This window comes from Aliisedimentitalea sp. MJ-SS2 (assembly GCF_032586155.1).
In the GTDB taxonomy this organism is placed as follows: domain Bacteria; phylum Pseudomonadota; class Alphaproteobacteria; order Rhodobacterales; family Rhodobacteraceae; genus JAWHTC01.
In genome coordinates this window covers 407,679-420,583 of the sequence record NZ_JAWHTC010000001.1, presented here as the reverse complement: position 1 = coordinate 420,583, position 12,905 = coordinate 407,679, and the positions used below count along the sequence as shown (strand labels likewise).

Below are 12,905 nucleotides of genomic sequence, written 5' to 3'. Positions count from 1 at the left end.
GTGATGCATGGAATTGGCAGACATGAAGGCGGTGGTTCACATAGGCACAGCCAAGACCGGCACCACGTCGATCCAGCGGTTTCTCAATGTCAACCGACAACAGTTGATCGACCAGGGCATCCTTTACACCCGCTATCTCAAAGCCGGGACGTTCGGCCGGGCACAGCCCGAATACATGCGCTATGCCTTGAGCAAAACGCGGCGCCTGCTCAAAGACCAGGTGGCAGCCCGACATCATCGCTTTCACACGCTCGAGGAACTCGACCGGATGGTTGAAGGCTTCGACGACTGGCTGGCAGAGCAGGCCAGTACCCCGGGATGCGACAGTTTCGTTATCAGCAGCGAGCAGATTTGGGTCCACCTGCGGCCTGAGGCCACGATGAGAGCCTTGCACGACCTGATGTTGCGGCATTTCGACGACGTGACATATGTCCTCTATATCCGTCGTCAGGACAAATGGCTGGCCAGCATGTATTCGGAAACGCTGCGCAACGCCATGTCACACAGCTTTGAGGCGTTCCTGACCAAAAGGGGAGCACCGGATTATCATCATGACATCCGCAATCTCGTCGATGTGCTTGGGCGGGACCGTGTCGAGGTCCGCCTGTTCGAACGTGATGTAATGAAGGGTCATGACGTGGTCGATGATTTCTGTGCCGTGGCAGGAATCGACCCAACCGATCTCAAGCGCCCTGAACGCATGAACGAGGCTCTGTCGCTTCGGGCTTCGCGGGTGCTGCGGCGGCTCAACGGGCTGGCGACCAGCGTTTCCAAGCGCGGTTCGGACCGTCACGCAAGGATGACGCGGGCTGCGCGGCGTTTCGTGTATGCCTATCTCAACCAGGGCCGCGGACTCAGCCTTACCCCGGCCCAACGCGACCAAGTGCTCGCGCAATGCGCCGACAGCAACGAACAACTGCGGCAATGGCTGTTCCCTGACCGGGAAACTCTTTTCGACATGCGCGACGTGGCCACTCCCCCCGGAAAAACCCCCGGCGGCAAGACCCAAGCGCAAAATCTGCAACCTCTCCACGCCCCGGGGCTCCCGGGTGCCGAACGAAAACCAAACTAGGGAAGCGACATGGCAGTCCTCATCGACGAAAACACCAAAGTCATCTGTCAGGGCCTCACCGGCTCTCAGGGTACATTCCACTCCGAACAGGCCATCGCCTACGGCACCAAGATGGTCGGCGGCGTGACGCCAGGCAAGGGTGGCATGACCCATCTCGACCTGCCGGTCTTCAATTCGGTACACGAGGCCAAGCACGTGACCGAGGCCAATGCCTCGGTGATCTACGTCCCTCCGCCTTTCGCCGCCGACTCGATCCTCGAAGCGATCGACGCCGAGATGGAAGTGATCGTCTGCATCACCGAGGGCATCCCGGTTCTCGACATGATGAAGGTCAAGCGAGCGCTGATGGACAGCGACAGCGTTCTTGTCGGCCCGAACTGCCCCGGTGTGATCACGCCCGACGCCTGCAAGATCGGCATCATGCCGGGCCACATCCACAAGCGCGGTTCGGTTGGCGTTCTCAGCCGCTCGGGCACATTGACCTACGAGGCGGTGAAGCAAACCACCGATCTGGGTCTGGGTCAGTCCACGGCTGTCGGCATCGGTGGCGATCCGATCAAAGGGACCGAGCATATCGACGTGCTGGAATGGTTCCTGGCCGATGACGAAACCCAGTCGATCATCATGATTGGCGAAATCGGTGGTTCGGCCGAAGAAGAAGCCGCGCAATTCCTGATCGACGAGAAAAAGAAGGGCCGCTGGAAGCCCACTGCAGGCTTCATCGCCGGTCGCACCGCCCCTCCGGGCCGCCGCATGGGCCACGCGGGCGCGATTGTCGCTGGTGGCAAAGGTGGTGCCGAAGACAAGATCGAAGCCATGCGCGCCGCAGGGATCGTTGTGGCCGATAGCCCCGCCGATCTGGGCCAGGCTGTTATGGAAGCGATTGGTTAAACATGGCGCAACGCCGGACATACGAACTTAGGGCAGCGCCCGGCCCGGGGTGGGTGCGAAGCGCCCGCCCATGGGGCGGGTCGGGCGCTGCCCGGCCTGTCGTCCGGGCGGGAGTTCTGTGATGGTTTCCAGTCCCAAATTTTTCGATCAAGTTCGAAACACGTGTGCCTTTTCTAGACGGGCTTCTCGTCGTGAGTATTATGGCTTCAGTGCTGTGTTGCTAATCGGATTCTTTACGACCTATGCCTACTTCTGGGGGCCGAATCTCTTCTTCGCGGCTAGCGGCAAACTTGGCCCTGTGGTTTTGTTGTTCGCATACGCTGGGCTGCTGTACGTTTTCTCGTCCGCAGGAGTAAGACGAAACCTCGATTTGGGTGACCTTTCTGTACCCCGGTTGCTTGTTATCTCCTTCGCGTTTGTCGCATCTCTTTTTGTTTTCATGACGTTCACCGCAATCTTCTCTGAACAAGGCGGTGACTACATGCTTTTGGTTGGCCTCATTGGTCAGCCTGCGGCGGTCATCGCACTTTTCATCGGTTGGCTATTGCTCAACATCTTTTTCCTCAAACCTTCCCAACCCGGCCCCAACAAATACGGTCCTAACCCACATGAGGTGAACCCATGACCGAACAATCCAACAACAGTGAATTCCACGCATCCTCCTTCATGCAAGGCCACAATGCCGAGTATCTGGAGCAGATGTATGCGCGCTATGCCAATGACCCGAACGCGGTCGACGAAGCGTGGCAGGCCTTCTTTGCCCAGATGGGCGATCAGGAACCGGACGTGAAGGCCGAGGCCGCAGGGCCCTCCTGGGCGCGCAGCGACTGGCCGCCGATGCCAAGCGACGAACTGACTCACGCGCTCACCGGCGAATGGCCCGCTCCGCCGCCGCCCGAAAAAGATGCTAAGGCGGTCGAGAAGAAGATCCGCGCCAAGGCCGAAGAGACCGGCGCAAAACCCTCCGAGGACGCCATCCGCGTGGCGGTGCTGGACAGCATTCGCGCTCTGATGATTATCCGTGCCTATCGTATCCGGGGTCACTTGGCCGCCGATCTCGACCCGCTGGGCATGCACAACGCCGGCAAGGCTCATCCCGAGCTTGACCCGATTTCCTACGGCTTCTCGGATGCCGACATGGACCGTCCGATATTTATCGACAAGGTTCTGGGCCTCGATTTCGCCACCATGCGGCAGATCATCGACATCGTGAAGCGCACCTATTGCGGCACTTTCGCCCTGCAATACATGCATATCTCAGACCCTGAGCAAGCCGGGTGGCTGAAAGAACGAATCGAAGGCTACGGCAAGGAAATCCAGTTCACCCGCGAGGGCCGCAAGGCGATCCTCAACAAGCTGGTCGAGGCCGAAGGCTTTGAGAAGTTCCTGCACGTCAAATACATGGGCACCAAGCGGTTCGGCCTTGATGGTGGCGAGGCGCTGATCCCCGCCATGGAACAGATCATCAAGCGCGGCGGCAGCCTTGGCGCCAAGGAAATCGTCATCGGCATGCCCCACCGTGGCCGCCTGTCGGTGCTGGCCAACGTGATGGCCAAACCCTACCGCGCGATCTTCAACGAATTCCAGGGCGGCAGCTTCAAACCCGAAGACGTCGATGGTTCGGGCGATGTGAAATACCACCTTGGGGCCTCTTCGGATCGCGAATTCGACGGCAACTCGGTGCACCTGTCTTTGACCGCCAACCCAAGCCACCTCGAAGCCGTGAACCCGGTGGTCATCGGCAAGGTCCGCGCCAAGCAGGACCAGTTCAAGGATGACGAACGCACCAGTGTGATCCCGGTGTTGCTGCACGGAGATGCGGCCTTCGCCGGTCAGGGAGTCGTGGCCGAGTGTTTCGGTCTCTCGGGGCTCAAGGGGCACAAGACCGGCGGCACGATCCACGTGGTTGTGAACAACCAAATCGGCTTTACCACTGCGCCGCACTTCTCGCGCTCGTCGCCCTATCCCACGGACATTGCGCTCATGGTCGAAGCGCCGATCTTCCACGTCAACGGCGACGATCCCGAGGCGGTGGTGCATGCCGCCAAGGTTGCCACCGAGTTCCGCCAGAAATTCGGGCGCGACGTGGTCATCGACATGTTCTGCTATCGCCGGTTCGGTCACAACGAAGGCGACGAACCGATGTTCACCAACCCGTTGATGTACAAGCGGATCAAGAAGCACAAGACCACGCTGTCGCTCTATACCGAGCGTCTTGTTCAGGACGGTCTCATCCCCGAGGGCGAGATCGAGGACATGAAGGCCGCCTTCCAAGCCTATCTCAACGACGAATTCGAGGCCGGCAAGGACTACAAACCCAACAAGGCCGACTGGCTTGACGGGCGCTGGTCGCACCTCGACCGCAACAATCAGGACTACCAGCGCGGCGAGACCGCCATCAAGCCGGAAACCATGGAAGAGGTCGGCAAAGCCCTGACCCGCGCGCCCGAAGGTTTCCCGCTGCACCGCACCGTGCAACGCCTGCTCGACACCAAACAGGCGATGTTCGACAACGGGACCGGTTTTGACTGGGCGACCGGCGAAGCACTGGCCTTCGGCTCCCTGATGACCGAAGGTTACCCGGTCCGTCTTGCGGGGCAGGACGCCACCCGCGGCACCTTCTCGCAGCGCCACTCGGGCTTCATCGACCAGGACACCGAAGAGCGATACTACCCGCTCAACAACATCCGCGAGGGTCAGGCCCAATACGAGGTCATCGACTCGATGCTCAGCGAATATGCGGTCCTGGGCTTCGAATATGGCTACAGCCTTGCCGAACCGAATGCGCTGACCCTGTGGGAGGCCCAGTTCGGTGACTTCGCCAACGGAGCCCAGATCATGTTCGACCAGTTCATCTCGTCCGGCGAGGCGAAATGGCTGCGGATGAGCGGTCTGGTCGTCCTTCTGCCGCACGGTTTCGAAGGCCAGGGTCCGGAACACAGCTCGGCCCGCCTCGAACGCTTCCTGCAGATGTGCGGCGGTGACAACTGGATCGTTGCCAACTGCACCACGCCAGCGAACTACTTCCACATCTTGCGCCGGCAGCTGCACCGGTCTTTCCGCAAACCGCTTGTCCTGATGACGCCGAAATCGCTTCTGCGCCACAAGATGGCGATCTCGAAGACCGAGGATTTCACCACCGGTTCCAGCTTCCACCGGGTGCTCTGGGATGATGCCCAGAAAGGCAACTCCGACACCAAACTGAAGAAGGACAAGGACATCAAGCGCGTCGTGATGTGTTCCGGCAAAGTCTATTACGACCTGCTGGAAGAGCGCGACGCACGTGGTATCGACGATGTCTACCTGATGCGCTTTGAACAGTTCTATCCCTTCCCCGCGATCTCGGCGGTCAAGGAACTGGAACGGTTCAAGCAGGCCGAAATGGTCTGGTGTCAGGAAGAACCCAAGAACCAGGGCGCCTGGAACTTCATCGAACCCAATATCGAATGGGTGCTGCAACGCATCAAGGCCAAGCACACGCGGCCGACTTATGCCGGTCGCCCGGCCTCGGCCTCGCCTGCAACCGGCCTCGCCGCTCAGCACAAAGCACAACAAGAAGCGCTCGTGAACGACGCGCTGACCATCAAGTAAGGAAACCACGATCATGGCAACCGAAGTCCGCGTCCCCACTTTGGGCGAAAGCGTTACCGAAGCAACGGTGGCAACTTGGTTCAAACAGCCCGGCGAAGCCGTGGCGGTCGATGAAATGCTCTGCGAGCTGGAAACCGACAAGGTGACGGTCGAAGTCCCCTCACCCGCCGCTGGCACATTGGGCGAAATCGTCGCCGCCGAAGGCGAGACCGTCGGCGCTGATGCCCTGCTGGCAATGATCGCCGAGGGCGGCGAAGCCGTGGCCGCACCGGCTGCTGCACCCGCCGCCGCGCCCGCGGCAGAAGGGGGTGCGTCGGTTGACGTCATGGTCCCCACCCTGGGCGAAAGCGTCACCGAAGCCACCGTTTCAACCTGGTTCAAGGCCGTGGGCGACACTGTTACGGCTGACGAAATGCTCTGCGAACTCGAAACCGACAAGGTCTCTGTCGAGGTCCCCAGCCCTGCCGCTGGTGTTCTCGCTGAAATCACCGCACCGGAAGGCAGCACCGTCGATGCCACGGCCAAACTGGCTGTGATCACCCAAGGCGCTGCAGCTGCCGCAGGCGCAACACCTGCACCCGCAGCCCCCTCAACCACCGTTGCGCCCGCCCCGACCAAGGACGTGGCCAACGCGCCCTCGGCCGAAAAGATGATGGCCGAGAAAGGCATTGACGCCGCCAACGTGCAGGGCACCGGCCGTGACGGTCGCATCATGAAGGAAGACGTGGCCAAGGCCGCCGCCGCTCCGGCCCCAGCCGCCGTGCCCGCGGCCCCTGCAGCCCCGGCTGCGGCCCCGCGCGCACCGGTCGCCGCCGAGGATGAGGCCCGCGAGGAACGGGTCAAGATGACCCGCCTGCGCCAGACCATCGCCCGCCGCCTCAAGGATGCACAGAACACCGCCGCGATCCTGACCACCTATAACGAGGTCGACATGGGCCCGGTGATGGAACTGCGCAACCAGTACAAGGCCGAATTCGAGAAGAAACACGGCGTCCGCCTGGGCTTCATGTCCTTCTTCACCAAGGCCTGCTGCCACGCGCTGAAAGAGGTGCCCGAGGTCAACGCCGAAATCGACGGTACCGACATCGTCTATAAGCAATTCGTCCACATGGGCATCGCCGCGGGCACGCCCCAGGGCCTTGTCGTGCCGGTCATTCGCGACGCCGACAGCATGTCCTTTGCCACCATCGAGAAGTCGATTGCCGAGAAAGGCAAACGCGCCCGCGACGGCAAGCTTTCCATGGCCGAAATGCAGGGCGGCACCTTCACCATCTCCAATGGTGGCGTCTATGGCTCGCTGATGTCCTCGCCCATCCTCAACCCGCCGCAATCGGGCATCCTGGGCATGCACAAGATCCAGGACCGCCCGATGGTGATCAACGGCGAAATCAAGATCCGCCCGATGATGTATCTCGCGCTCTCCTATGACCACCGCATCGTCGACGGCAAAGGCGCCGTGACCTTCCTCGTCCGCGTCAAGGAGGCGCTGGAAGACCCGCGCCGGTTGTTGATGGATTTGTAAACGATGGCAATCCCCGTCCGTGCGACCATCACTTGCCCGAACTGCGGGGCGTCGGAGGATGTAACCTTCGCCGACACCTCGGTCGGGCCGCACGGGCGGACCAGCAAAACCCCGGTCTACAGCATGGCCGACACCCCGCGCTGGCCCAAAACCCGGCGCGACGAAGACGGGAAATCCGTCACCTATCTCAGTTGCGCAAGCTGCGGCGAGGCCGAATTTACCACCCTCTCCCAACTCGCGAGCTAACGGCGAAACCGCCGAAACTGCAAAGGATCAAGACCCATGGCAAATTATGACGTGATCATCATCGGCGCAGGCCCCGGCGGCTATGTGTCGGCCATCCGCTGCGCCCAACTGGGCCTGAAAACCGCCGTGGTCGAAGGCCGCGAAACGTTGGGTGGCACCTGCCTCAACGTCGGCTGTATCCCCTCCAAGGCGCTGCTGCATGCCACCCATATGCTGCACGAGGCCGAGCACAATTTCGCCGACATGGGCCTCAAGGGTAAAAGCCCTTCGGTCGATTGGAAGCAGATGCAGGCCTACAAGGACGACGTGATCGGTCAGAACACCGGTGGTATCGAGTTCCTGTTCAAGAAGAACAAGATCGACTGGATCAAGGGCTGGGCCACCATTCCCGCCCCCGGCAAGGTACAGGTCGGCGACGACGTGCACGAGACCAAGAACATCGTAATCGCCTCGGGCTCCGAACCCGCCTCAATCCCCGGCGTTGAAATCGACGAAAACCGCATTGTCAGCTCGACCGGCGCGCTGACCCTGCCCAAGGTACCGAAAAAGATGATCGTTATCGGCGCCGGTGTGATCGGCCTCGAACTGGGATCAGTCTATCAGCGTCTGGGCGCAGAAGTGACCGTGGTCGAATACATGGACGCCGTCTGTCCCGGCATGGACGCCGACGTGCAACGCACCTTCAAACGCATCCTTGAAAAACAGGGCCTCAACATCATCACTGGCGCAGCGGTGAAATCCGCCGAGGCCCTGAAATCCAAGGCAAAAGTCACCTACGCCCCCAAGAAAGGCGGCGATGACGTCACCATCGAGGCCGACTACGTGCTGGTGGCAACAGGGCGCAAACCCTTCGCCGACGGCCTGGGCCTTGACGCTCTTGGCTTGCAGATCACCGAGCGCGGCCAGATCGCCGTCGACAGCCATTGGAAGACCAATATCGACGGCATCTATGCCATCGGTGACGTGACCCCCGGTCCAATGCTGGCCCACAAGGCCGAAGACGAAGGCATGGCCGTGGCCGAGGTTCTGGCGGGCAAGCATGGTCACGTGAACTATGGCGTGATTCCCGGCGTGGTCTACACCACCCCCGAGGTCGCCACCGTTGGCCAAACCGAAGCCGAGCTGAAAGCCGCCGGCATGAAAAAACCCAAGGTGGGCAAATTCATGTTCATGGGTAACGCCCGCGCCAAGGCGGTGCATCAGGGCGACGGCTTCGTCAAACTGATCGTGCACCCCGAAACCGACCGCGTTCTGGGCGCGGCTATCATTGGCCCGGCAGCAGGTGACATGATCCACGAAATCTGTGTCGCGATGGAGTTCGGCGCATCGGCCGAGGACATTGCGCTCACCTGCCACGCCCACCCGACCTATTCCGAGGCCGTGCGCGAGGCAGCGCTGGCCTGTGGCAATGGGGCCATCCACAGCTGACAAAGCCAGTCAATTGGATTAAACACCGGGGCGGCCCACCAAGGCCGCCCTGTTTGTATTTCAGCATTTGCGCGGATTCACGCCGTACATCATCAGGTCATGGGCCGCCATCGGCGCGTCCTGGACCATTCGGCTGACAATCTCGTCTGTTGGGTCAGAGTCAGCTGTGGATGCCATTTTGTCGGCCCCGAACTCCAAGTAGCTTTCGGTATTACAGCTCTTCCCGGCCAGCGCATATTTCTCTGCGCTGCGCCAATAGTTCACGCCTTTGAAAACCACCGATCGGGTCTCTGTCAGCACGCATAACGACAACGTACGCTCATCCCCAGGGACTTTCGTCGGTGCGACAAAGACAAGCGCTTGCACGGATTAGCCCGGAACGGCACTGCGGCGGGCGTCGGCTGTGGTGGCGGAAGCCACGACCACAGTAAGGCCGAAGAAAAGGAAAAGGAGTTTTTTCATAGGATCAAACCTGCAACGGATTACAAATAGCCTGATCGGTTAACTATGAAATGCGGGCTAAAATGCGGTCACAGCCGGACCCTTTTTAACCTATAGGTGTATCGTCAGCTCTCCGAACCCTGCGCCTGCCCCGGTTTCGGCAGGTTACCGTCATAACCTACCTCGCGCATCAGTGCGTTCGAGCCGGTCTCGATCTCGTATTCAAGCTGCCCCATGAAATCGGCCTGCTCCACCCCGGGCTGAATGGTTGGCAGGAACTCGATGACCGCCCTGCCCGGTAGGCGCAGCATCGTTCCCTTACGCCAGTAAAGCCCGGCATTGGTGGCGGTTGGCACGCAGGCCTGCGCCAGTTGTTTGTACAGTACGAAAGATCCCACCTTGAACGGGCGGTAATCACCCGGCCTGACCCGTGTCCCCTGCGGATAGATCACCAACTGCCCCGGCGCGACCCGCCCCGAGCCGATATCGGCCATCATCTTCTTGATCGCCGCACCCCGCTTGCCGCGCGCCACCGGCACACAGCCCAGCCGCCAAGCATAAACCCCGATGATCGGGGTCCACAAAAGCTCGCGTTTCATGATGAAGCGCGGCTTGGGCACCGCTTGGAAGATCATGATGATATCCAGGAAGGACTGGTGCTTGGCCACCACCAGGCACTCCTCGGTCGGAATCTCGCCGCGGACCTCCCAACGAATACCAACTAGCCAGCGGCAGGCAAACCGCACCCAATAGGTGTAGAGCTTGCACGCCGTCAGCGCGCCTTTGGGGGACACCACCGCCCAAGGAAAGAACAGGATGCCCAGAATCAGCATCATCACCGCGTTTACCACGACGAACAGGATCGACATCAGCCAGCGCCAGAGGATCATCAGCTCAACCCTTTCAATGTGCTCCGCGCGGCGGCCCGTGTCGCGGCAAAGGCTACGATCGCCGCCAGTGGAGGAATGACCAGCGGCCAGAGCCAGTGCCAGCCGGCAAAGCCCAAACCTGTCAGGAACCCGCCCGCCTCCTGCGCCGACGGCAGCATCAACATCGCCAACAAGCCCGCGCCGGTGCCAATCGCCGCCCCGGTCAGCGCGCGCAGAGTATAACGGCGCACGAAGGCCTGGGCGATATAGGCATCCTTGGCGCCAACAATGCGCAGCACGGCGATCACCTGGGCATTGGCCGCCAGCGCTGCATTGGCCGCCAGTGTGATCATCGCGGCCATCGCCGCGAAGATAAGCCCAATCGACAGCCAGCCCAGCGCCCGCAGCCGCGAGGCCGCAGTCACCAGCGGCTTGCGCCAGCGCGTATGGTCATCCAGAACCGCACCGGGTACTTCCGCCGCCAGCCGGTGGCGCAGGCCTGCCGGGTCATAGCCCCTCTCATCCTCGGTAATCTCGATTAACTGCGGAATGGGCAGCGTGTCCACCGGCATGTCGGGTCCGAACCACGGCTCAAGCAGCGCGCGTTGTTCGTCACTTGTCAGCGCCCTGGCCGAGGCCACCCCGGCTGTGGTCTCCAACACCTTCAGCGCCGCAGCGGTCTGCGCCTCCATTTGCTCGGAGGGCGCGGAAATACGCAACGTCGCCGACCGGGCCAGCTCGTCCCCCCAGCGCGCCGCCAGCCGCCCCGAGGCCAGCGACAGCGCCATGGCAAACACTGCCAGAAACGCCATTACACCGGCGGAAAACAGCGTTAACCGGGCGGTAAACCCGGTCGGCGGCACCATCCGGTCGGCCTGCGGGTCGCCTACGACAAGGTTGATTATGTCTGCCGGGGTCATCTTCACAAATCAGCCCCCGCAAGATGCAGCCGCCGGTTGGAAATCCGCAGCACGCGGGCCTGAACATGGCTCTTGGCGGCGCGGATCAGGGCCAAGTCGTGAGTGGCGATCATGATCGTCTTGCCCATCCGGTTCAGTTCGATCAGCAGGCGCAACAACCGCTGCGACATCTCCCAATCAACATTTCCGGTCGGTTCGTCTGCCAGGATCACATCGGGAGACATGATCACCGCCCGGGCCAGCGCCGCGCGTTGCCGTTCCCCACCGGACAGTTCCGGCGGCAAGGCATCCGCGCGGGCGCGCAGCCCCACCCAACCAAGAAGCTCCTTCAGATTCGCAGCCTCATCCAGCGATCCGCGCCCCGATACGCTCAGCGGCAAGGCCACATTGTCCGCCATCGGCAAATGATCAAGGAACTGCACATCCTGGTGTACGACCCCGATCCGACGCCGCATAAGCGCCACATCATCGCGGCTCAGACTGCGCACATCGGTATCAAACAGCCGCACCTGCCCCGCTGTCGGGATCAGTGCGCCGTAACACAATTTCAAAAAGGTCGTCTTGCCCGACCCGGACGGCCCGGTCAGGAAATGGAACGAGCCAGGCTGCAGATCAAGCGATATGCCGCTTAGAAGCTCCCCCCCACCATAGCTGTAAGCCACGTCTTCCAGCTCGATCACAGGCCTAGCCTCCTTTTTCGCTGTTCCTGTCATGCCCCAGAGACCGAAAAGTTGCAATCCGGCGGCAACCGAGACCACGCATTTTCTTTGACCTTTCCCTGAACCCGGTTAAACCCTATGTTAATGATCAAAAGGTAGTGCCGCAAAAGCGGCAATTGAGGGCGCGATGCGGTTAATCTGTCCGAATTGCGGGGCACAATACGAAGTCCCGGATGACGTCATCCCGGAGATGGGTCGCGATGTGCAATGCTCCAATTGCGGCGACACCTGGTTTCAGAAACATCCTAGCCAGGACCGGGAACTGGCCGAAGATCTGGGTCGTCCGCTGGATGATGCCCATTGGGAAGAGGAAGCCGAAGGGCCTGTCGCCGAACCGGAACCCGTGCCACAGCCGGAACCCGAGCTCGAACCGGAGCCGGAACCCGAGCCGGACCCGGAACCCGAGCCGCAAAACTGGCCCGACACCGATCCCGTACCCACCCCGGAATCGGAACACGAACCGCAACGCCGCGAGCTCGATCCCGAGGTCCGCGACGTGTTGCGCGAAGAGGCAGAACAGGAAATGCAGGCCCGCGCTTCCGAAGTTGGCGGCCTGGAAACCCAACCCGATCTCGGCCTGGAAGATCCGGGCGACGAGGCCAGCCGCCGTGAGCGCGAGGCCCGGGTGCGCATGGCGCGCATTCGCGGTCTGTCGGAGCAAGAGGCGCTTGCCTCCGAGGACGAGCTGGCCGATCACGCCTCGCGCCGCGACCTGCTTCCGGACATTGACGAAATCAACTCGACCCTGCGCAAGGATTCCGAACGCGTCGCATCAGCCGAGGCGGAAAGCGCCGTCGAAGCGGCCGCCCCGACCCAGAAACGCGGATTTTCCCGCGGGTTCAGCATCGTGCTGCTGATCTTTGCGGCCTTCCTGCTGCTCTACATGTTCGCGCCGCAACTGGCGGAAATGGTTCCGACATTGTCGGGCGTGCTCGACCAATACGTGGCGTTGGTGAACGATGGGCGACAGTGGCTGGATCAACAGGTGTTGAGGTTAACCAGCTACTTGGACGGGCTGGCCTCGGAAAGCGGCGGCAACTGACAGTAACGGCTTTTCCGGGTCAGAAAAGCTCAATCCGCATGGCATCATCGCTTCCTAGACGCGACGGTGCGGGCGCCGCGTTTTCGCACCATTACAATCTTGGACGTCCGGGTGTCCCACAAGACAGGCTGATCAAGGATGTCTTTCGGCCACCATTCTTTAGG

General features: G+C 61.3%; 12 protein-coding genes. 8 read left to right on the top strand and 4 right to left on the bottom strand.

Features of this window, described 5'->3' with window-relative positions:
- The first annotated feature begins 7 nt into the window (after nucleotides 1-7).
- The 7 genes from RXV86_RS02010 to lpdA all read left to right on the top strand — a co-directional run bounded on the left by RXV86_RS02010 (nucleotide 8) and on the right by lpdA (nucleotide 8,750).
- A complete protein-coding gene (locus RXV86_RS02010; RefSeq protein WP_316297124.1) occupies nucleotides 8-1,072 on the top strand; it encodes a hypothetical protein in 1,065 nt (354 codons plus the stop codon).
- A gap of 9 nt (nucleotides 1,073-1,081) precedes the next feature.
- Nucleotides 1,082-1,963: a succinate--CoA ligase subunit alpha gene (sucD, locus tag RXV86_RS02005; RefSeq protein ID WP_316297123.1), complete on the top strand. Its 882-nt coding sequence runs from the start codon at nucleotides 1,082-1,084 to the stop codon at nucleotides 1,961-1,963.
- 121 nt (nucleotides 1,964-2,084) lie between these two features.
- On the top strand, nucleotides 2,085-2,588 hold the full coding sequence (locus RXV86_RS02000) for a DUF805 domain-containing protein (RefSeq protein WP_316297122.1): 504 nt from the start codon (nucleotides 2,085-2,087) through the stop codon (nucleotides 2,586-2,588).
- Entirely contained in the window at nucleotides 2,585-5,554 is a 2,970-nt protein-coding gene (locus RXV86_RS01995; RefSeq protein WP_316297121.1) for a 2-oxoglutarate dehydrogenase E1 component, read from the top strand. Before RXV86_RS02000 ends, RXV86_RS01995 begins: the two co-directional genes overlap by 4 nt.
- A 13-nt stretch (nucleotides 5,555-5,567) precedes the next feature.
- Entirely contained in the window at nucleotides 5,568-7,076 is a 1,509-nt protein-coding gene (gene odhB / locus RXV86_RS01990; protein ID WP_316297120.1) for a 2-oxoglutarate dehydrogenase complex dihydrolipoyllysine-residue succinyltransferase, read from the top strand.
- 3 nt (nucleotides 7,077-7,079) lie between these two features.
- Nucleotides 7,080-7,322 carry a hypothetical protein gene (locus tag RXV86_RS01985; RefSeq protein WP_316297119.1) on the top strand — a complete coding sequence of 81 codons (243 nt, stop codon included), beginning with the start codon at nucleotides 7,080-7,082 and terminating at the stop codon, nucleotides 7,320-7,322.
- A 36-nt stretch (nucleotides 7,323-7,358) separates the two neighbouring features.
- The gene (gene lpdA, locus RXV86_RS01980) at nucleotides 7,359-8,750 is read left to right on the top strand and encodes a dihydrolipoyl dehydrogenase (RefSeq protein WP_316297118.1); all 1,392 of its coding nucleotides are present in this window, start codon (nucleotides 7,359-7,361) and stop codon (nucleotides 8,748-8,750) included.
- A 60-nt stretch (nucleotides 8,751-8,810) separates the two neighbouring features.
- On the opposite strand, the gene RXV86_RS01975 is transcribed toward lpdA, so the two are convergent.
- The 4 genes from RXV86_RS01975 to RXV86_RS01960 all read right to left on the bottom strand — a co-directional run bounded on the left by RXV86_RS01975 (nucleotide 8,811) and on the right by RXV86_RS01960 (nucleotide 11,660).
- Complete coding sequence (locus RXV86_RS01975; RefSeq protein ID WP_316297117.1) at nucleotides 8,811-9,050, bottom strand: hypothetical protein; 240 nt, start codon at nucleotides 9,048-9,050, stop codon at nucleotides 8,811-8,813.
- A gap of 266 nt (nucleotides 9,051-9,316) precedes the next feature.
- Entirely contained in the window at nucleotides 9,317-10,081 is a 765-nt protein-coding gene (locus tag RXV86_RS01970) for a lysophospholipid acyltransferase family protein (protein ID WP_316297116.1), read from the bottom strand.
- The gene (locus RXV86_RS01965; protein WP_316298413.1) at nucleotides 10,081-10,980 is read right to left on the bottom strand and encodes an FtsX-like permease family protein; all 900 of its coding nucleotides are present in this window, start codon (nucleotides 10,978-10,980) and stop codon (nucleotides 10,081-10,083) included. The genes RXV86_RS01970 and RXV86_RS01965 overlap by 1 nt, the downstream gene beginning before the upstream one ends.
- A gap of 2 nt (nucleotides 10,981-10,982) precedes the next feature.
- Nucleotides 10,983-11,660, bottom strand: a complete 678-nt coding sequence (locus tag RXV86_RS01960) for an ATP-binding cassette domain-containing protein (protein ID WP_316298412.1) — start codon at nucleotides 11,658-11,660, stop codon at nucleotides 10,983-10,985.
- Nucleotides 11,661-11,826: 166 nt separating this feature from the next.
- Here RXV86_RS01960 and RXV86_RS01955 point away from each other — a divergent pair, with 166 nt between their 5' ends.
- Complete coding sequence (locus RXV86_RS01955) at nucleotides 11,827-12,741, top strand: zinc-ribbon domain-containing protein (RefSeq protein WP_316297115.1); 915 nt, start codon at nucleotides 11,827-11,829, stop codon at nucleotides 12,739-12,741.
- Nucleotides 12,742-12,905: the final 164 nt, after the last annotated feature.